A 19975-nucleotide genomic window follows, 5' to 3' on the forward strand; every position below is an offset into this window, starting at 1 on the left:
AACGTGGAGCGGCCTGGTTCCCTAGGGGGCCAGGCCGTTCGCCAGCACCGCCAGCATCCGCTCCGACGACTCCTCCCCGCCGAACTGCTGGACCCAGCCCGCGGCCGCGCACATCGTCACCACGTCACCGCCGGTCAGCCCGGCCCGCACCGCGCCCACCGACTGGGCCCGGGCCAGCAGCCGCCCGGCTGCCGCCTGCATCTGCGTGCACGAGCGGTGCAGGTCGGACGACTCGTCCTTCATCGCGGCCAGCACCTCGCCCGGAAGTCCGCGGTACGCCGCCGATCTCGTGGCCAGCCGGGTCATCCAGAGGTTCAGCGCCTCTCCCGGGTCGTCGTTCGTCATCAGTTCGTCGGCGTGGTCGCGCAGACCGTCGATCCCGGCCGCCAGCACCGCCTCGAGCAGGGCCGTGCGGTGGGGGAAGTGCCGGTACAGCGTCCCGATGCCCACCCCGGCACGCCGGGCGACGTCACGCAGTGACGCCTCGGTGCCCTGTTCCTGGAAAACCTCGCGCGCGACGGCGACCAGCGCCTCACGGTTGCGTCGCGCGTCCTCACGCAGTTCCTGTCGTGTCATGCGGACAAACCCCTTGAAGAAGCGGAGCAGTGCTCCCTATATTTGCGGAGCACTGCTCCGATCCTACGACGGGACTCCTGACATGGAAACGCAGGACGGGTTCTCGCCCGAGCTCAGACGATTGATCCTGGTCATCACGCTGGGGTCGTTCATGGCCTTCCTCGACTCCACGATCGTCAACGTGGCCCTCGGGCCGCTCACGCACGACCTGAACACCGACCTGGCCACGATCCAGTGGGTCGTCACCGGCTACCTGCTGGCCATGGCCGCGGTCATCCCGGTGTCCGGCTGGGCCGCGACCCGTTTCGGGGGCGCCCGCGTCTACGTGGCCGCGCTGGGCGTCTTCACGCTCGCGTCGCTGGTGTGCGGTCTGGCCGGGAGCATCGAGATGCTGATCGCGGGGCGGGCGCTGCAGGGGCTCGCGGGCGGTCTGCTGATGCCGGTCGGCGCCGTGCTGATGATGCGCGCGACCCGGCCCGACCAGGTCGCCCGGGTGATGGCGGCCAGCGGCGTGCCCACCGTGCTGGCCCCGGTTTTCGGCCCCACGATCGGCGGGCTCCTGATCGACCACGCGGGCTGGGAGTGGATCTTCCTGCTCAACCTGCCCGTCGGCGTCCTCACCCTGGTTCTTGCGCTGAGGTTGCTCGACTTCGAGCCGATGGCATCGGGCGGGCGCACCGGGACGCTCGACCTCGCGGGTGCGCTGCTGATCACGGGTGGCACCGTGAGCCTGACCTACGGGCTGGCCGAGATCGGCGCCCGCGGCGAGGTCGGCGCGGTGACGCTCTGGTCGCTGGGCCTGGGGGCGCTGCTGCTCGTGGTCTTCGTCGGGCACCAGATGCGGGTGGCCCGGCCCCTGCTCGACCTGCGGCTCTTCGCGGACCCTCGCTACGGCGCCGCCTCGCTGGCCGGCTTCTGCCTGGGGGCCACCATCTTCGGGGCGATCATCCTGATGCCGCTGTACTTCCAGCTGGTGCGCGGGGAGGACGCGGTGCGCACCGGCCTGCTGCTCATGCCCCAGGGCATCGGGGTGGCGATCGGCATGTTCGTGGGAGCCGGGCTGACCGACCGGATCGGCAGTGGCTGGACCGCCGTCACCGGGGCGGGCCTCAGCCTCGTCGCCACGCTGCCGTTCACCGCGATCGGCCTGGACACCTCGTACTGGATGCTGGACTCGGCCATGACCGTGCGCGGCCTGGGGGTGGGGTTCTGCACGGTGTCGGTGTCGGCGGCCGCGTTCCGGGCGATCCGCCCCGGTGACATCCCGGGCGCCACGGTGCAGTTCAACGTGCTGCAGCGACTCGGCGGGTCGGCGGCCACCGCCGCGTTCGCGGTGATCCTGCAGCACCAGCTCGACGCGGCGGACGGCCCGGCCGCGGTGGCGCACGCGTTCGGCACGTCGTTCTGGTGGGTGGTCGTGCTCGCGGCGGGCAGTGGGCTGCCGTTGCTGCTGCTGATCCCGGCCGAGCGGAGGGCCCGCCCGGGATCAGCAGCCGGAGCGGCCGCATCGGTGGGGCCCGATCAGGCCGGCGTCACGCCCAGCGCCCGCAGCAGTTCCTGACCCGGCCCGGCCAGGGCCGGGTCGTCGGGACGGCGCGGCCCCCGGCCGGGCACGTGCAGCTCGAGCTGGATCCGGCCCTCACCGAGCACGATCACCCGGTCGGCCAGGCGCACGGCCTCGTCCACGTCGTGCGTCACCATGATCACGGTCCAGCCGTGGTCGCGCCACAACCGCCCGACCAGCGACTGCATCTCCAGCTTGGTCAGCGCGTCGAGTGCCCCGAACGGCTCGTCGAGCAGCAGCACCCGGGGTTCGCGGGTCAGGGCCCGGGCCAGCGAGGCCCGCTGCGCCTGACCGCCGGACAGCTGCAGCGGCCACGCCCCGGCCTTGTCCGACAGGCCGACCTCGGCGAGAGCGTCCGCCGCCCGGCCCTTCTCGCGCAGGCCCAGGGTGACGTTCGCGCCCACCGTCAGCCACGGCATCAGCCGGGGCTCCTGGAAGGCGACGGCCACCTCCGAAGGGGCCTCGACGCGTCCGCCATCGGGTCTCTCCAGTCCCGCCACGATGCGCAGCAGGGTGGACTTGCCGGTGCCGGACCGGCCGATCACCGCGACGAACTCACCTTCGGCCACCGTCAGGTCGAGGCCGTCGAGCACCGTGAGCGGGCCGAAACGCTTGCTGACGCCGGAGAACTCGATCATGACTCGTCGACCACGGCGCTCTTGATGTCCGGCACCGAGTCGAGGAAGCCGAAGTCCACGTACTGCTGGCCCAGCTTCTCCAGGTCGGAGACCACCTCGTCGTTCATCGGCTCGATCGTGGGAACGTCGAACGTCGCGATCTGCTCGGTCAGCTCGTCGGTCGCGCCGAATTCCCGGTAGGTGCCGGTGATCACGCTCGGATCGGCCTTGGCCCGGGCGGCCTCACGCACCAGCCCGTCGTAGGCGGCCTTCAGTTCCTCGGGGTGAGCCTGCGCCCACTCCCGGCTCACGATGTGGATCGACCAGTTGTACGAGTTCATGTCCGCGCCCGTGATCAGGGTCTTCGCCCCCGGGGTGGCCAGGGCCGCCGCCAGGTTCTGGTCGTACGAGGCGATCGCGTCGACCTGCCCGCTCGCGAAAGCCGTCGCGAACGTGGAGGTGTCGAGCGTCACCTTCTGCACCTGGCTCACGTCCAGCCCGGCCTCCTCGAACGCCAGGTTCAGCAGGTAGTCGCCGGTGCCGCCCGGGTTGTCGATGCCGACCTTCTTGCCGTAGAGCTCCTTCAGCGACGTCACGCCGCTCTGCTGGGTGGCCACGATGCCCTGGCTGGCCCCCGAGTACTTCTCCAGGGCGAAGGCCATCCAGGCGTCGCTGGTGCCCGCCAGGTTCACGAAGTAGCCGGTGCCGGTGGAGGACGCGTCGGCCTCACCGGCCGTCACGGTGTCGTACGCGGTGACCGGGTCGAGCGGGCCGACCCACTTCACCGTGCCGCCGGCCTTCTCCAGCTCCTCCTCGAGGTAACCGGAGTCCTTGACCGTGGTCAGGTAGTTGGCGGTGGGGAGGTAGGCGACGCGGAACTCGGCGCCTGCGGTGCTTTTCGCGTCACCGGACGAGCCGCAGGCCGACAGGGCGAGCAGGGACGCGGCGACGACGACGGGGAGTTTGTAGCGCATGGTGATGTTTCCTTGGGGGAGGGGAGGTGGGTCAGCGACCGCTGAAACCCGTGCGCCAGCGCAGCAGCCGGTTCTCCAGCAGCCGCACCAGCCAGTCGGTGAGAACGCCCAGCAGGGCGTAGATGATGATGCAGAGCACCACCTGCTCGGGGCGCACGAAGCGCTGGGCGTTGATCAGCACGAAGCCGATGCCCGAGGTGGTGTTCACGGTCTCGCTGGTGACGAGGGCGATCCAGGCGATGGCCAGCGAGAAGCGCAACCCGGTGAGGATGTTCGGCAGCGCCCCCAGGAACAGGATCTTGAAGGCCACGATCCGGCGCGAGAACTGGTAGACCTGCGCCACCTCGACCAGCTTGGCGTCGACGCCGCGGATGCCGGCGTAGGTGTTGAGATACACCGGGATCAGGACGCCTTCGGCGATGAGCAGCACCTTCATCGACTCGCCGACGCCGAACGCGATGAGGAACAGCGGCAGCAGTGCGTTGAACGGGATCGCCCGCAGCATCTGCAGCGGCCGGTCCACGGCCAGTTCGCCGATCCGCGAGTAGCCCGAGACCACGCCCATGACCAGGCCGAGGAAGACGCCCAGCACCGTTCCCAGCGCCACCCGCGTGAGGCTGGTGCCGAGGGCGTCGGGGAGCGTGCCGTCTTTCGTCAGGTCGATCGCGGCGGTGAACACGGCGCCCGGTGAGGGCAGCGTACGTTCGCCGATCCAGCCGCGGTCCGAGGCCAGGGCCCACGCGGCCAGGATCACCAGAGGGCTGATCCAGGGGAGGAGCAGGTTCTTGGACGTGCCGGTCACTTCAGATCCCGGAGAGCAGGGAGAGCTCGTCGAGCACCGAGGCCGCGAACGTCCCGGTGCCTCGCGCTGTTTCGGCCGCCCGCCCGGCCGCCTCCGCGAGGACGGCGTGCGCCGCGACGGTGGCCCGCAGCGGGTCGGTGCCCGGGGCCAGGAACGCGGCGACCAGCGCGCCCAGGCTGCAGCCGGCGCCGGTGACGCGGGTCAGCCAGCGGTGCCCTCCGGGCACGGCGACGACCTCGGTGCCGTCGGTGACGTAGTCGGTGGGGCCGCTGACGGCGACCACCGCCCCGGTCCTTCGCGCCAGGACCTTCGCCAGGGGCACGGCCTCCTCGGAGGTCGCGGTCGAGTCCACCCCCTTCGACGAGGCCAGACCGCCCGCCAGCGCGATAATCTCGGAGGCGTTGCCCCGGATCGCCGTCGGTGGGGTGTCCCTCAGCAGGTCGGCGGCCAGGTCGTCGCTGACCGGGATGCCGGCGCCGACCGTGACCGGGTCGAGCACCCAGCGGGTGCCCGCCTCGTGGGCCGCGCGGGCCGCCTCGCGCAGCAGCTCGGGGGAGTCGGTGACCATCGCGGCCAGGTTGATCCAGACACCACCGGCCGCGGTCGCCAGCGGCTTCACGGCGGCCGGGTTGCCGCCGATGGCCGGTGAGGCGCCCACCGCGAGAACCATGTTCGCGTTCAGGCCGGCGGTGATGTAGTTGGTCAGGCCGAAGACGAGGGGGGACGCGCCGGTGACGGCCTCCAGGGCCTGCGTCACGTACGGGTCGGGCCAGCGGATCTGGGTGCTCACGGCTTCTCCTTCAGGGTGCTCGCGGCCCGGTTGCGCCACTCGTCCCGGGCGGGACGGGGCAGACCCAGGTTCTCGCGCAACGTGTTTCCGGTGTACTCGGTGCGGAACCGGCCACGTCGCTGCAGTTCCGGCACCACCTTCCTGGCGAAGTCCTCGAACGCGGTCGGCACGTGGGTGGCCACGACCATGAAACCGTCGGCGGCGCCCCGGTCGATCCACTCCTCCATACCGTCGGCGATGTCGGAGGCCGAGCCCACCAGGTAACCCTCGGTGCGGGCGCCGTACCACTGACCGAGCTGGCGGATGGTCAGGTTCTTCGCCCGGGCGTGCTCGAGAACCTCGCGGTAGTGCCCCATCACGCCCGCGACCTCCATCTCCGGCAGCGGCCCGTCGAGGTCGAACCTCGTCAGGTCGACGTTGATGTGGTAGGCCAGCCGGGACAGCCCGGCCTCCGGCTCGACCAGGTCCTCGAACGCCCGGTGCTTCGCCTGCGCGTCCTCGACCGAGTCACCCACGACCACGGCGGCGGCGGGCAGGATCTTCACGTGGTCGGGGTCGCGGCCGTACTTCTGCGCGAGAGCCTTGATGTCGGAGTAGAACTCGATGGCCGACTCGATCGACTCGTGCGAGCAGAAGATCACGTCGGCCCAGCGCGCCGCGACGTCGCGTCCGCTCGGCGAGGCCCCGGCCTGCACGATGACCGGGTAGCCCTGCGGCGGGCGCGGAACCCCGAGCGGGCCCTGCGTCCTCACGTACTCACCCCGGAAGTCCACCGCACGCACGGCCTCCGGTCGACCGAACTGCCCGGTGGGCTTGTCCTGCACGATCGCGTCGTCCGACCAGCTGTCCCACAGGCGGGCGGTGGCCTCGAGGAACTCCTCGGCCCGGGCGTACCGCTGTTCGCGTGGAGGGAGCGCCTCGTGGCCGAAGTTCTGGGCCTCGGCGTCCTGGAAGCTCGTCACCACGTTCCAGCCGGCCCGGCCACCGGTGACGTGGTCGAGGGTGGCGTAGGTGCGCGCCACGTTGTAGGGCTCGTTGTACCCGGTGGACGTGGTGGCAGCCAGGCCGATCCGGCTCGTCGCCCCGGCCATCAGTGAGAGCACCGGGATCGGGTCGAGACGCGGGGAGCCGGAACCGTACCGCACGGCCGGGTCGAAACGCCCGCCGAGGCTGCGCGGCACGGCCAGGGAGTCGGGCACGAAGACCAGGTCGAAGAGCGCGGCCTCGAGCAGCTGCGCGGTCTGCGTGTAGTAGGCGGCGGAGAGGAAGTCGTCACGGGCGTCGGGATGACGCCAGCCGACCGTTCCCATCGGCCCGGCGTTCATGAAAGCGGCCAGGTGGAAGGGTTTGTGGGGCATGGTGGAGCTCCAGATCAGGGGTTTTCGAGGGACTGCGCCACCAGTTCGCGGATGCGTACGTCGCGGTCGCGGGCCAGGTGGTCGAGCATCGCGGTGCGGGCGTTCTCCGCGTCGGTGCGGCGGATGGCGTCGAGGATCTGCTCGTGCTCGGTGTGGCTGTCGGTGAACGACGTCTGTGTCGGCACCGGGGTCCACGGGGCACTGGACTTCACCTGGGCGTCGAGGGTGTGCAGCAGCCCGAGGATCGTGCGGTTGTGGGCCGCCGCGCGAATACACTCGTGCCACTGGTTGTAGAGGTCGCGCACCCCCTTCTGGCCGGCCTCGTCGGGAGCCGTTCCGTCGGTCCCGGTGATCGCGACCGCGCGCCGGTGCAACTCCTCCAGCTTGGCCAGGTCGATGGTGGTGCGCTGCCGGGCCGCGGCCGAGGCCGCCGAGGAGTCGAGGATCGCGCGGACCTCGAAGATCTCCAGCGTCTCCTCCACGGTGCGGCGTCGCACCGTGAAGCCGCGGCTGCCCGGGACCAGCAGTCCGTCGCGCTCCAGCAGGGCCAGGGCCTCCCGCACCGGAGTGCGCGAGACCCCGAACTCCTCGCTCAGTGCGGTCGGGACCAGCGGGCCGGCGTCGCGGTAGTGCCCGGACATCAGCCGGCGTCGCAGTGCCGCATAGATGGCGTCCCGAGCACTCACCCGGGGGTCGTCGGCGCTCATGGATGCGACTGTATGCAGCCGTATGCGTTTCGAGCGAGGGGTATACAGCGACTTTCACCATGGCTTCACCGAGGGGCGCGACGCACTTGTCTACCTTCCCTATATGTATTGACCTGAATGCGGTCGCGGCTTAGCGTGGGGGAGGTCAGCGACAAGCAGCGATGAGGAGGCCAATGTGAACAACCGGTTCTTCTCCCGGCGGCGCCACGTCGATCTCCTGCGGGTGTGCGCCGATCTCTGTCCGGTCCGCCCGCGCTGAACCCGGTCCGGGTTCGCCCCTGAACCGGCCTGGATCGAGCCAGAACCGGCCTGGATCGAGCCGGAACCGGTTCCGAATCCGGACTGGATCCGGACTGGATCCGGACTGGATCCGGACTGGATCCGGACTGCATCCAGCGCGGCAGCACGGTCTTCACCCCTTCATTCACCGGATCGTCCTGACGGCCGGGCGCTGGAGCGCCCGTGCGCGCGGACCCCTCGCGGACGAGGAGAACCCCTTTCGTGGGAAGAACGCTGAGTCATGCCCGCACTGCCGGGCTGCTGGTTCTGGGAGTCGCCCTGGCGGGCTGCGGCAGCGGCGCCGCCGCGACCGCCGGCGGCAGCACCACCCCGAAGACCGGCGGCACGCTGACGTTCGCCGTCGGCTCCGACACCGGGTGCACCGACCCGCAGCAGGTCGCGAGCAACGACTCCATCTACTCGGTGCGGCAGCTCGTGGACTCGCTCACCGACCAGGATCCCGAGACCGGTGAGATCGTGCCCTGGCTGGCCGAGAGCTGGGACGTCAGCGACGACGCGAAGACCTTCACGTTCCACCTCCGCGACGGCGTGACCTTCAGCGACGGCAGTGAGCTGACGGCCGAGGTGGTCAAGGAGAACTTCGAGGCCGCACCGGAACTCGGTGCCCTGGCCGGTCTGGCCACCGGTTACCTCTCGGGTGTGGAGAAGATCACCGCCGACGACCCGCGCACGGTCACGGTCGCGTTCGCCCAGCCGAACGCCCAGTTCCTGCAGGCCACCTCGACCCACTCGCTGGGCATCGTGTCGGGGGCCAGCACGAAACTCTCGGCGCAGGAACGGTGCACGAAGGGCATCGTCGGCTCCGGCCCGTTCACGCTGGCCGAGTACGCCGCGAACTCCTCGGCCACGCTGAAGAAGCGCACCGGTTACGCCTGGGGCTCCTCGCTCTGGGAGAAGCAGGGGGAGGCCTACCTCGACCAGATCGTGTTCAAGGTGCTGCCCGAGGCCGGGGTGCGCACCGGGAGCCTGCAGTCCGGGCAGGTGGACGCGATCGGCAACGTGGGCCGGGCCGACGAGTCCGCACTCGAGGCGGCCGGGGTCACCCTGCCGGCCCGGGCCAACCCGGGCGTGGTGTTCAACCTGGCGGCGAACAACTCCGACCCGATCCTGAAGGACGCGGCGGTGCGGCAGGCGATCGGCCTCGCGATCGACCGGCAGCAGGTCGCCGACACGGTCTTCAACACCGGCACCCAGCCGGCCACCAGCGTGCTGGCCCACACCACGCCGGGCTACGAAGACCTCTCTGCCGCACTCACGTTCGACCTCGACGCGGCGAAGGCGCTGCTGGACGCCGAGGGCTGGAAGGCCGGCGCCGACGGGGTGCGGACGCGAGGATCCGAGCAGCTGAGGTTCACCATCAGCTGGTTCGCGAACTCGCCCACCAATCAGCCCTCGCTGGAGCTGATCCAGCAGCAGCTCCGCCGGGCCGGGATCGCGGTCGAGCTGAAGCAGAACGAGATCTCCCAGTTCGCCACGCTTCTCGCCTCCGGCGACTACGACCTGATCTGGGGCAACGTGACCCGGGCGGACCCGGACATCCTGCGCTCCCAGTTCTCCACCGCGCTGAGCAACCCGTACCGGCTGAGCGCCTCGGAGCTCGACGGGACCCTGACCGAGCAGGCCGGCACGATCGACCCGGCGGCGCGGGAGAAGCTCGTGGCGACCGCCCAGGAGACGATCGTGCGGGAGGCGTACACGGTTCCGGTGGTGGAGCTGCAGACCAAGCTCGGGGTCGCGAAGCGGGTGCACGCCCTGAACTTCGAGGCCTCCAGCCGGATCCAGCTGCACGACACCTGGGTCGAATAGCATGCGGCGCTATGTGATCCGGCGGCTCGCCCAGGCCCTGGGCGTGCTCTGGGCGGCGTACACGCTGTCGTTCTTCATCCTGGTGCTGCTGCCGGGTGATCCGGTCTCGGCGATGGCCGGCGCGGGGATGGACTCCGCGCCGGTCGACCCGGCCCGGCTCGAGGCCCTGCGTCACGCCTACGGTTTCGACAAGCCGGTGCCCCTGCAGTACGTCGACCACCTCGGCCGGGCCCTCACCGGTGACTTCGGTGACTCGGTCGCCACCGGTCGCCCGGTCACACAGCTCGTCACCGAGGCCCTGCCCCAGACCCTGCTGCTCACGGCCACCGGACTGGGTCTGGCGTTCCTGCTCGGCGGTGGTCTGGCCCTGGCGGCCACCTACACGGACCGGCGCTGGGCGCGGCAGTTCCTGCTGTCGCTGCCGCCGCTGGGCGTGTCGGTGCCGACGTTCTGGGTCGGGCTGATGCTGGTGCAGTTCTTCTCGTTCCGGCACCCGTGGTTCCCGGCGTTCGGCAACGACGGGCCGAAAGGCCTGGTGCTGCCCGCGATCACGCTGGCCGTGCCGACCGGGGCCCAGATCGCCCTGGTGCTGGCCAAGAGTCTGCTGACCACCCTCGACGAGCCCTACGTGGGAACGGCTCTGGCCAAGGGGGCCGGCCGGGCCCACGTGCACCTGCGGCACGCGCTGCGCAACGCCTCGCTGCCCGCGCTGACCGTGGCCGGGTTGCTGGTCGGCCAGCTCATGGCCAACGCCGTGGTGATCGAGACCGTCTTCTCCCGCAACGGTCTCGGGCGGGTGACGCAGGCGGCGGTGTCGGCGCAGGACATCCCGGTGGTGCAGGCGGTGGTGGTCTACGGTGCGCTCGTGTTCGTCGTGGTGAACCTTCTCGTCGACCTGGTGTACCCGCTGCTGGACCCGCGAATCGTCCTGTCCCCGAGGCGTCCTCAGGTGGTGACCGCATGACCGGGCTCATCGCGCCGCCGGTGGTCGGCGTCACCGCGGCCGGGCGCACATCGGCCTTCCTCGGGCGCCGGCCCGGGCTGGTGCTCTCGGTCGTCTTCGTGCTGCTCGTGGTGACGGCGGCCTTCGCCCCCGGCCTGTTCAGCGCGGCAGACCCGTCGCTGGGCGTGCCCGCCGAGAACTTCCGGGCACCGAGTGCGGCCCACTGGTTCGGCACCGACAGCCTGGGCCGTGACCTGTTCACCCGGGTCGTGCACGGGGCCCAGCTGTCGCTGCGGGCCACGCTGATCGCGGTGGCGTTCGCGTTCGTGGTCGGCGGGGCGCTCGGTCTGGTCGCCGGTTTCGTCGGCCGGTGGGTGGACGACGTGATCATGCGGTTCGTGGACGTGGTGCTCTCGGTCCCCACGCTGTTCCTGTCGCTCGCCGTGGTCACCGCGCTGGGGTACGGCACGACGAAAGTCGCTGTGGCCGTGGGGTTCGCGAACGTCGCCGGGTTCGCCCGGGTGATGCGCGCGGAGGTGCTGCGGGTGCGCACGGCGGTGTACGTGGAGGCGGCCCGGGGTGTCGGCGCGCGCTGGTGGTCGGTGCTGGGGCGGCACGTGCTGCCGAACAGCATCGGCCCGGTGCTGGTGCTCGCGACGCTGGAGTTCGGCACGTCGATCCTGGCGGTGTCGTCGTTGAGCTTCCTCGGGTACGGAGCCCCACCGCCCGCGCCGGAGTGGGGGACGCTGATCTCGGACGGCCGCAACTACCTGGCGAACGCCTGGTGGCTGACCGCCCTTCCCGGCCTGACGATCGCGGCCACGGTACTGGCCACGAACCGCATCGCCCGCGCTCTCGACGGTGAGGTGGACCAGTGGTGAGTCTGCTCGAGATCGAAGACCTGGTCGTGTCCTACCGCACCCGCTCGGCGCCGGTGCCGGCGGTGGACGGGGTGACGCTGTCGGTGGCCGCCGGTGAGATCGTCGCCGTGGTGGGGGAGTCGGGGTCGGGCAAGAGCACCACCGCGCACGCCGTGGTGCGGCTGCTGGCGGCGAACGCCCGGATCGAGTCGGGCCAGGTGCGGTTCGACGGCACCCGGCTGGACACGCTGCCGCCCCGGGCCCTGCGGTCGGTGCGGGGAGCCCGGATCGGGCTGGTGCCGCAGGATCCCGCGGTGTCACTGAACCCGGTCAAGCGCGTCGGCGAGCAGGTGGCCGAGGTGCTGCGCCTGCACGGCCTGGCGAACCGGCGAGACGCGGCGGTGCGGGCCGTGGAGATCCTCGACCGGGCCGGTCTGCCGTCGGCGGCGGTGCGGGCGCGGCAGTACCCGCACGAGCTCTCCGGCGGGATGCGGCAGCGGGTGCTCATCGCGATCGCCGTCGCGGCCGACCCGAAGCTGATCATCGCCGACGAGCCGACCAGCGCGCTCGACGTGACGGTGCAGAAGGTCATCCTCGACCACCTCCAGCACCTGGTCGCCGAGAGCGGGGCCGCGGTGCTGCTGGTGACGCACGACCTGGCGGTGGCGGCCGACCGCGCCGACCGGATCGTGGTGATGTCGGCCGGGCGGGTGGTCGAGGCCGGGCCGACCGCGGCGGTGATGTCCGACCCGTCGCACGAGTACACGCAGCGGCTGCTGGCGAGCGCCCCGAGTCTGCGCACGCCCAGGGTCCGCCCCTCTCGTGATCATGCGGTTCCTCCCCAGGTTTCCCCGGTTTCCCCCGAAGCGGCGCGGCCTCTCGTCACCGTGGCCGGGCTGGTCAAGGAGTTCCCGCTACCCCGCTCGGCCGAGGGACCCGCGTCCCTCAAGGCCGTTGACGACGTGAGCTTCCACATCGACCGGGGCGAGACGCTGGCGCTGGTGGGTGAGTCCGGCTCGGGCAAGTCGACCACCGGGCGCCTGCTGCTGCGGCTGGCCGACCCGAGTGCCGGCACCATCGTCTTCGACGGCCAGGACCTCACGCGCTCGGGTCACGCGGCCACCCGGGCCCTGCGCCGACGGGCCCAGCTGATCTACCAGAACCCCTTCGCCTCGCTCGATCCGCGCTTCACCGTGGCCGAGTCGATCGAGGAACCGCTGCGGGTCTTCCGGATCGGTGACCGGGCCGGTCGCCGGGAGAGGTCCGCCGACCTCCTCGACCGGGTCGCCCTGCCGCGCACCATGCTCACGAGGCGTCCGGCGGAACTGTCGGGCGGTCAGAGGCAGCGCGTCGCGATCGCCCGGGCCCTGGCCCTGTCGCCCGACCTGGTGGTCTGTGACGAGCCGGTGTCGGCGCTGGACGTGTCGGTCCAGAGCCAGGTCCTGGAACTGCTGGTGCAGCTCCAGGAAGACACCGGGGTGTCCTACCTGTTCATCTCCCACGACCTGGCCGTGGTGCGTCAGCTGGCGCACCGGGTGGCCGTGATGAGGAACGGGCGCATCGTGGAGACCGGCCCCACCGCCGCGCTCTTCGATCGTCCGCAGCACGCGTACACGCACGAACTCCTGGCCGCGATCCCGGGCCGGGCCATTCCCGAAGGAGCTCGACCATGACCGTCACCGAGACCGACTTCACCGCGCAGTGGCGGGAGTGGCAGGCCGCGCAGGAGGCCAGGATCTCCGCGCCGCACGGCTTCCTGGCCATCACCAGCCTGAACTTCCTGACCGAGGAGCCGCAGCGCTTCGGTGACGCGCCGGGCGAGTGGACGGCGACGGACGACCGGGTCACGGTGGTGCTGGCCGACGACGAGGAGATCACCGTCGGCGGGCAGCCACGCACCGGCACCTACACGTTCGACGCCATTCCCGAGCGGGGCGGTGTCAACGTGGAGTGGAAGGACGCGGTGATCGAGGTGGCCAAGCGCGGCGGCTACCACGTCGTGCGCCCGCGGCACCCGGACAACGCGCTGCGGGTGAACTTCACGGGCACCCCCGCCTACGAGCCCGACCCGAAGTGGGCCGTGCCCGCGGTGTTCCGGAGGTTCGACGAACCACGCCCGGTCACGGTCGGCGCCGCGGTCGAGGGCCTGGAGCACGTCTACGACGCGGTCGGGCAGCTGGAGTTCGAGCTCGAGGGCCAGGCCCTGTCGCTCACGGTGTTCCCGGGTTACGAGCCGGGCGGCCTGATCGTGCTGTTCACCGACGGCACCTCCGGCCGGACCACCTACGGCGCGGTGCGCTCCATCCACCTGCCACCGCCCGCGGACGACGACTCGGTGCTGCTCGACTTCAACCGGGCGGGCAACCTGCCGTGCGCCTACACCGCCCTGGCGACCTGCCCGCTCCCGCCGCCCGGGAACCGGCTGACGCTGGACATCGAGGCGGGCCAGAAGACCCCGCACGAGAAGCCCTGACCGGCCGCCGACCACAACGTCCCCCCTTCGCAGAGGAATCATGACCGACGAACTGCATCTCGGCGTCGCCCTCGACGGTGCCGGCTGGCACCCCGGCGCCTGGCGGCGGCCGCAAGCCCGCCCCCACGACCTGTTCAGCCCGCGCTACTGGGCCGATCTCGTGCTCGAGGCCGAACGCGGCCACCTCGACCTCGTCACGTTCGAAGACGCGCTGAACCTGCAGTCCGACCAGCTGGGCGCGCAGGACGACCGCAACGACCGGGTGCAGGGCCGCCTCGACGCGGTGCTCATCGCCGCCCGGGTGGCCCCGCTGACCACGGGCATCGGCCTGGTGCCGACCGTGATCGCCACGCACACGGAGCCTTTCCACATCTCCAAGGCCATCGCCACCCTCGACTTCGCGGCGAGGGGCCGGGCCGGCGTGCGGGTGCAGCTGGGGCTGTGGCCGCACGCGTTCCGGCACTTCGGCCGTCGTGAGGTCCCGGCGTTCGACCTGTCCCGGATCGGTGAGCCCGACCAGCAGCGGCTCCTGGCCGAGTACTTCGACGAGGGAGCCGATTACGTCGAGGTGGTGCGCCGCCTCTGGGACAGCTGGGAGGACGACGCCGAGATCCGTGACGTCGCCACCGGCCGCTTCGTCGACCGGGACAAGCTGCACTACATCGACTTCGAGGGCCGCTGGTTCTCGGTGAAGGGCCCGTCGATCACCCCGCGGCCGCCGCAGGGGCAGCCACTGGTGACGGCTCTGGGGCACCAGGAGATCCCGTACCAGCTGATCGCCAGGGCCACCGATCTCGGGTTCGTGACGCCGAACAGCGCGGCTGAGGCTGCAGCGACGTCCTCGAGAATCGCGGAGCTCGCTGCCGGCCGGGCCGTCAGTGTCTGGGCCGACCTCGTGGTGGTTCTCGACGACACCGAGCAGGCCGCCCGCGACCGCCTGGCGAACCTGAACGAGCTGGCCGGCGTCGAATACACCAGTGACGCCAAGATCTTCGCCGGTACGCCGGCCCAGCTGGCCGACCTTCTGCAGGAGTGGGACCTGACCGGCTACCGGCTGCGCCCGGCCGAGCTGCCGCACGACCTGACGCAGATCACCCGGGGCCTGGTGCCGGAACTGCAGCGGCGCGGCGTCTTCCGCACCGAGTACCCGTCGAACCCGACGTTGCGGGGCCTGCTCGGCCTGGAACGTCCGGCCAACCGCTACACCAGCGCCTGAGGAGCGATCATGGTCAAGCAGGTTCACCTCGCGGCGCACTTCCCGGGCGTCAACAACACCACGGTGTGGAGCGACCCGGCGGCGGGCAGCCACATCGAGTTCGACTCGTTCAAGCGCTTCGCGCAGACCGCCGAGCGCGGGTTCTTCGACTTCCTGTTCCTGGCCGAGGGCCTGCGCCTGCGCGAGCAGAAGGGCCGGATCTACGACCTCGACGTGGTCGGTCGCCCCGACACCTTCACCGTGCTCGCGGCGCTGGCCGCGGTCACCGAGCACCTGGGCCTGACCGGCACCATCAACTCCACGTTCAACGAGCCCTACGAGGTGGCCCGGCAGTTCGCCAGCCTCGACCACCTCTCGCAGGGCCGCGCGGCCTGGAACGTGGTGACGAGCTGGGACCGGTTCACCGGTGAGAACTTCCGGCGCGGAGGCTATCTCGCGCAGGAGGACCGGTACGAGCGGGCCCGCACGTTCCTGCAGACGGTGAACGAGCTGTGGGACTCCTGGAGCGGGGTCTCGGTGGTGGCGGACAAGGAGTCGGGGCGGTTCCTCTCGGAAGCGGGGCCGGGCCGGTTCCGGCACGAAGACCGGTTCTTCGACATCGAGGGCCAGTTCAACGTGCCTCGCAGTCCCCAGGGCCGTCCGGTGATCTTCCAGGCCGGTGACTCCGAGGACGGCCGGGAGTTCGCGGCCCAGGGAGCGGACGCGATCTTCTCCCGCTATGCCACCCTGACCGAGGGCAAGGCGTTCTACGAGGACGTGAAGGGCCGCCTGGCGAAGTACGGCCGTTCCCGCGACGACCTGCTGATCCTGCCCGCCGCCAGCTTCGTGCTGGGGGACACCGACGCCGAGGCCGAGGAGCTGGCCCACCAGGTGCGCCGGGCGCAGGTGTCCCCGCAGACCGCCCGCAACTTCCTCGAGCAGCTCTGGAACACGGACCTGGCCGACTTCGACGTGGACGGCCCGCTGCCGTCGTTCGACCCGGCGGTCGAGGGGGACCTCATCTCCAAGGGCCGGGCCAGCGTGCGTCAGCTCGCGAAGGACCCGGTGGCGCTGGCGAACGAGTGGCGGGCCAAGGCCGAGGCGGAGAAGCTCTCGGCGCGTGACCTGGTCATCGAGGTCACCGGCCGGCAGACGTTCATCGGGGCGCCGGCCACGGTCGCCGACCGCATCGACGAGTTCGTGCAGCAGGACGTGTCGGACGGGTTCATCCTCGTCCCGCACATCACCCCCGACGGCCTGGCGCCGTTCGTGGACCAGGTGGTGCCGCTGCTGCAGGAGAAGGGCGTCTACCGCACGGAGTACGACGGCACGACGCTGCGCGACAATCTCGGCCTGAAGTACCCCTGAGCATTCGGCCGTGGACGTAGAATCCTGCGTCCATGGCCGACACTCATGAGAACGCCTACGACGAGTTCGCCGAGGCGTACGCCGCGATGAACGAGACCGGCTCGTGGAACGCACATTACGAGCGGCCGGCGACCCTGGCCCTGGCCGGTGAGGTCGCCGGCCTGCGCGTGCTGGACGCCGGTTGCGGGCCGGGAATCCTGACGCAGGAGCTGACCCGGCGGGGTGCGACGGTGACCGGGGTGGATGCCAGTGAGCAGATGCTGGGGCTGGCCCGGCGTCGTCTGGGGGGCTCAGCGACCTTCGCGCGCGCGGACCTCGGAAAGCCGCTGCCCTTCGCGGACGCCTCCTTCGACCTCGTCACCGCGTCGCTGGTCATGCACTACATCGAAGACTGGTCGGTGCCGCTGGGCGAGTTCCGCCGGGTGCTGACCCGGGACGGGCGGCTGGTGTTCTCGACCCACCACCCGACGATGGATTTCCACATCTCCGGCGCGGACGACTACTTCGCCACCTACCAGTTCGACGACGAATGGTTCCACGGCGACATCGTGATGAAGATGCGCTTCTGGCACCGGCCGCTGCGGGCGATGACCCGGGCGCTGGGTGAGGCCGGGTTCGGCATCGACGTGATCGACGAGCCGGATCCGGAGGAGTCGGTGCGGGAGAGCGAGCCGCGGGCCTGGGAGTCGCTCTCGACCAAGCCGGCCTTCCTGTTCTTCCGGGCCTTCCCAAGGTATAGCGCATAGGGGGCCTTGCGGCAAGGCCCCGGTCGTCATCGAGAATCACCGCTCGACGCCGAGATTCTGGGGGGACCGAAGAGTGAGAGTTGTTCTGTCGACGTACGGTTCGCGAGGAGACGTGGAGCCGCTGGCCGCCCTGGCGGTCGAGCTGCGCAACCGGGGCACCGACGCCGTGGTCGCCGCCCCGCCCGACGACGACTTCGCCGAGTTGCTCGAGCGCGTGGGGGTGCCGTTGGTGGGTGCGGGCCAGGCGGTGAAGGAAATGATCGCCGAGGTCTCGCGCAAGCAGGGGCCGAACGTGGGCCGCCGGCTGCCGCTCGAGGAGCTGCAGTTCCGCGCGCACCGCATCGTCGCGAGTCAGTACGAGGCGGTGCTGTCGTCGGTGAGAACGGGGGACGTGGTGGTCGGCACCGGGCTGATGCCCGCGGCCTGCGGGGCCCGGTCCGCGGCCGACCAGCTCGGCCTGCGCTGGGTGTCGGTGCGGTTCCAGCCGACCACGCTCCCGTCGCCCGACCATCCGCCCTACCCGTACCCCGGACGCCCGTTGCCGGAAGGTCTGGGCAACGCGGAGCTGTGGGAGTACGACCGGGAGACGATGAAGGTCGTCTTCGGCGGGGTGTTCAACGAGCACCGCCAGGCCGTGGGGCTGCCGCCGGTGGACGACGTGCGCTCGTACATCTTCACCGACGAGCCGTGGCTGGCGGCCGATCCGCTGCTGGCCCCGGCGCCCTCGGGCGTCGAGGTGGTGCAGACGGGCGCCTGGATCCGGCCCGACAACAGGCCCCTGCCCCCGGAACTCGAGGAGTTCCTCACTTCCGGCGAACCGCCCGTGTACGTCGGTTTCGGCAGCATGGGCCTGCAGCAGAACCTGCACGAGGCCGGCCGGGCGGCCGTCACGGCGGCGCGCGGTCACGGCCGGCGCGTGGTGCTGGCCAGCGGCTGGGCGGAGCTCGCGCTCGCGGACGACGACAAGGACTGCTTCCGGGTCGGCGAGATCAACCAGCAGGCCCTGTTCGCCCGGTGCGCCACGGTGATCCACCACGGCGGCGCGGGCACGACCACCACGGCCACCCGCGCGGGTGCGCCGCAGATCATCGTGCCCCAGGTGGTCGACCAGCCCTACTTCGCGCGCCGGGTCGCCGAGCTGGGCGTCGGGGTGGCGCACGAGGGCAGTGTCCCCTCGGCGGGGTCGCTGACCGAGGGCTTGAGCACGACGCTGTCGCCGGACGTCGCCCGGCGGGCCCACGAGGTGGCGGGGAAGATCAGTGATCAGGGGACGCGGGTGGCGGCGGAACTCTTAGGAGGCTGACTTTCGTGGTGGTGTGGGTGGATTCCATGGGTGGCCCGCTGATCGTCTCGCTCTTCCGGCTCACCCCGGCAGCGTGACCTCCGACCAGTCGAGGGCGTCGAGGTTGACCACGACCGCCTCCTGCGTGGTGCGGGCGATGACCACCAGCGCCTCGTGGGAGGGGTCCGGGTTCTCCTCGCGGTGCGGCACCCACGGCGGCACGAACACGTAGTCGCCCGGCGAGGTCTCGATGCGGCGCTCGACCGGCTCGGGGCCGTCGAGGTCGACGAACACGAACACCGGGTGCCCCGAGACCACGTAGATGGCGGTCTCGGAGGCGCCGTGGTGATGGTTGCCGGAGTTGGTGAGGGCGGGGACGTGGGTCTGGCCCATCCACAGGTTCCGGGCGCCCACGGTCTTGCCGCTCACGGCCTCGAGCCGCTTCATGCCGGATGTCTGGGTGGTCTGCCCGGCCAGGTCCGCGGGAGCGATCTGGTGCAGACGGGTGTGGAACGGGTCGATGCCCGGCGGCAGGAGCACCCCGCTGGGGGTGCGCACGGGCTCGCCGCCGTGGTCGTCGGGGGTGAGGTGGACCGCGGGCATTCAGGCTCCCTGGGCGTATTCGACGTCGACGTGAGATGAGCCGCTGGTGCGGGGCGAACCGGTGTTCCGAGGCGAGGTGGTGTGCGCGCCGGGCTCGCCCAGCAGCCGGCGCAGTGCCTCGGCGACCGGCGCCGCGGTGCGGGCGGGCAGACCCTGGCGTGACCACACGGCCAGCGGCAGGGGCTTCGGGGTGGGCAGGTCGGGACGGGGGAGGAGACCCTCGGGCGTCTGGCCCAGCGTGGCCATCAGCGCGACGCCGAGACCGGCCCCGACCGCCGCCTGCACGCCGGCCAGCTGGATCGCCTCGGCGTTAACCATAGCCGGGATACCATTTTCCGCAAGGGTTTCCAGCGCCCGGCTGCGCAGAGCGCAGGGCTGGTCGAACGCCACCACGGGAAGCGGCGCCGGGGCCGGCGGGCGCTGCCAGGTGGGCGCCGCGTACCAGGTCAGGTCGAGTTCCCCGACCGGGGTGGCTCGCAGGTCGTCGGCCGGGCCGAGCAGCAGGGCCAGGTCGACGCGGCCCTCGGACAGGCCCTCGCGCAGACCGGTCCCGCGGTCGAGGCGGAAGCGGATGCGGTGCTCGGGCAGCGAACGGGCCAGCTGCGACGACAGGAACGGCAGCAGCTGCGCGGCGGCGTGCTCGGTCGAGCCGATCACCACCGTCTCGGTGTCGCTGCGCCCGAAACTGCGCAGCGTCTCGTCGTGCAGGGCCAGGATGCGCCGGGCCTGCGTGAGCAGGCGCTCGCCGTCGGCGGTCAGGCGTGACCCGCGCCCGTGCCGCTCGACCAGCGGCCGCCCGGTGGCGTGCTCCAGCTTGCGCACGTGCTGGCTCACCGCCGCCTGGCTGAGGTGCAGCGACGTGGCCGCGCGCTGGAAACCGCCGGTGTCCGCGACCGCGACGAAACTGCGGAGCGGAGCGATGTCCAGTATCTGACTCATGTCTATCAGAATACTAGAGATACATGAGGATTCGTGATGGTTGTTCATCACAAAGCATCGTTGGACGGGAAC

The 19975-nt window shown here is 71.1% G+C and carries 19 protein-coding genes; 10 read left to right on the forward strand and 9 right to left on the reverse strand.

What is annotated here, in order from left to right:
• Window positions 1-21: 21 nt before the first annotated feature.
• Window positions 22-576, reverse strand: coding sequence for a TetR/AcrR family transcriptional regulator (locus tag J2S57_RS24285; protein WP_307246963.1), 555 nt, complete (start codon window positions 574-576; stop codon window positions 22-24).
• A gap of 82 nt (window positions 577-658) precedes the next feature.
• Here J2S57_RS24285 and J2S57_RS24290 point away from each other — a divergent pair, with 82 nt between their 5' ends.
• Window positions 659-2137 carry an MDR family MFS transporter gene (locus J2S57_RS24290; protein ID WP_307246965.1) on the forward strand — a complete coding sequence of 493 codons (1479 nt, stop codon included), beginning with the start codon at window positions 659-661 and terminating at the stop codon, window positions 2135-2137.
• Here J2S57_RS24290 and J2S57_RS24295 read toward each other — a convergent pair.
• The 6 genes from J2S57_RS24295 to J2S57_RS24320 are packed head-to-tail and all read right to left on the reverse strand — an operon-like array spanning window position 2098 to window position 7388.
• Window positions 2098-2778: an ABC transporter ATP-binding protein gene (locus tag J2S57_RS24295; RefSeq protein ID WP_307246967.1), complete on the reverse strand. Its 681-nt coding sequence runs from the start codon at window positions 2776-2778 to the stop codon at window positions 2098-2100. The genes J2S57_RS24290 and J2S57_RS24295 overlap by 40 nt on opposite strands.
• Entirely contained in the window at window positions 2775-3731 is a 957-nt protein-coding gene (locus tag J2S57_RS24300) for an ABC transporter substrate-binding protein (protein WP_307246968.1), read from the reverse strand. Before J2S57_RS24300 ends, J2S57_RS24295 begins: the two co-directional genes overlap by 4 nt.
• 31 nt (window positions 3732-3762) lie before the next feature.
• Window positions 3763-4533: an ABC transporter permease gene (locus tag J2S57_RS24305; RefSeq protein ID WP_307246969.1), complete on the reverse strand. Its 771-nt coding sequence runs from the start codon at window positions 4531-4533 to the stop codon at window positions 3763-3765.
• Window position 4534: 1 nt separating this feature from the next.
• On the reverse strand, window positions 4535-5323 hold the full coding sequence (gene thiM / locus J2S57_RS24310; RefSeq protein ID WP_307246972.1) for a hydroxyethylthiazole kinase: 789 nt from the start codon (window positions 5321-5323) through the stop codon (window positions 4535-4537).
• Window positions 5320-6681: an LLM class flavin-dependent oxidoreductase gene (locus J2S57_RS24315; protein WP_307246974.1), complete on the reverse strand. Its 1362-nt coding sequence runs from the start codon at window positions 6679-6681 to the stop codon at window positions 5320-5322. The genes thiM and J2S57_RS24315 overlap by 4 nt, the downstream gene beginning before the upstream one ends.
• Window positions 6682-6695: 14 nt before the next feature.
• A complete protein-coding gene (locus J2S57_RS24320) occupies window positions 6696-7388 on the reverse strand; it encodes a GntR family transcriptional regulator (RefSeq protein WP_307246976.1) in 693 nt (230 codons plus the stop codon).
• A gap of 501 nt (window positions 7389-7889) precedes the next feature.
• Between J2S57_RS24320 and J2S57_RS24325 the strand changes: the two genes are divergently transcribed.
• The 9 genes from J2S57_RS24325 to J2S57_RS24365 all read left to right on the forward strand — a co-directional run bounded on the left by J2S57_RS24325 (window position 7890) and on the right by J2S57_RS24365 (window position 18382).
• Entirely contained in the window at window positions 7890-9494 is a 1605-nt protein-coding gene (locus tag J2S57_RS24325; protein WP_307246978.1) for an ABC transporter substrate-binding protein, read from the forward strand.
• A 1-nt stretch (window position 9495) separates the two neighbouring features.
• Window positions 9496-10458 carry an ABC transporter permease gene (locus tag J2S57_RS24330; RefSeq protein ID WP_307246980.1) on the forward strand — a complete coding sequence of 321 codons (963 nt, stop codon included), beginning with the start codon at window positions 9496-9498 and terminating at the stop codon, window positions 10456-10458.
• Window positions 10455-11318, forward strand: coding sequence for an ABC transporter permease (locus J2S57_RS24335; RefSeq protein ID WP_307246982.1), 864 nt, complete (start codon window positions 10455-10457; stop codon window positions 11316-11318). Before J2S57_RS24330 ends, J2S57_RS24335 begins: the two co-directional genes overlap by 4 nt.
• A complete protein-coding gene (locus J2S57_RS24340) occupies window positions 11315-12970 on the forward strand; it encodes a dipeptide ABC transporter ATP-binding protein (protein WP_307246985.1) in 1656 nt (551 codons plus the stop codon). Before J2S57_RS24335 ends, J2S57_RS24340 begins: the two co-directional genes overlap by 4 nt.
• Window positions 12967-13770, forward strand: a complete 804-nt coding sequence (locus J2S57_RS24345; protein ID WP_307246987.1) for a DUF1684 domain-containing protein — start codon at window positions 12967-12969, stop codon at window positions 13768-13770. Before J2S57_RS24340 ends, J2S57_RS24345 begins: the two co-directional genes overlap by 4 nt.
• Before the next feature lie 40 nt (window positions 13771-13810).
• Window positions 13811-14986 carry an LLM class flavin-dependent oxidoreductase gene (locus J2S57_RS24350; protein ID WP_307246989.1) on the forward strand — a complete coding sequence of 392 codons (1176 nt, stop codon included), beginning with the start codon at window positions 13811-13813 and terminating at the stop codon, window positions 14984-14986.
• Window positions 14987-14995: 9 nt separating this feature from the next.
• Complete coding sequence (locus J2S57_RS24355; protein ID WP_307246991.1) at window positions 14996-16333, forward strand: NtaA/DmoA family FMN-dependent monooxygenase; 1338 nt, start codon at window positions 14996-14998, stop codon at window positions 16331-16333.
• A gap of 32 nt (window positions 16334-16365) precedes the next feature.
• Window positions 16366-17079: a class I SAM-dependent methyltransferase gene (locus tag J2S57_RS24360; RefSeq protein WP_307246993.1), complete on the forward strand. Its 714-nt coding sequence runs from the start codon at window positions 16366-16368 to the stop codon at window positions 17077-17079.
• Between the two features lie 73 nt (window positions 17080-17152).
• Window positions 17153-18382, forward strand: coding sequence for a glycosyltransferase (locus J2S57_RS24365; RefSeq protein ID WP_307246995.1), 1230 nt, complete (start codon window positions 17153-17155; stop codon window positions 18380-18382).
• Window positions 18383-18442: 60 nt separating this feature from the next.
• Here the strand turns inward: J2S57_RS24365 and J2S57_RS24370 are convergent, their stop codons facing one another.
• Both J2S57_RS24370 and J2S57_RS24375 read right to left on the reverse strand, forming a co-directional pair.
• Window positions 18443-18964 (reverse strand): cupin domain-containing protein, encoded by a 522-nt coding sequence (locus J2S57_RS24370; protein ID WP_307246997.1) that lies wholly within the window; start codon window positions 18962-18964, stop codon window positions 18443-18445.
• Window positions 18965-19903: a LysR family transcriptional regulator gene (locus tag J2S57_RS24375; protein ID WP_307246999.1), complete on the reverse strand. Its 939-nt coding sequence runs from the start codon at window positions 19901-19903 to the stop codon at window positions 18965-18967.
• Window positions 19904-19975 lie beyond the last annotated feature (72 nt).

Source organism: Kineosporia succinea (genome assembly GCF_030811555.1).
GTDB lineage: Bacteria > Actinomycetota > Actinomycetes > Actinomycetales > Kineosporiaceae > Kineosporia > Kineosporia succinea.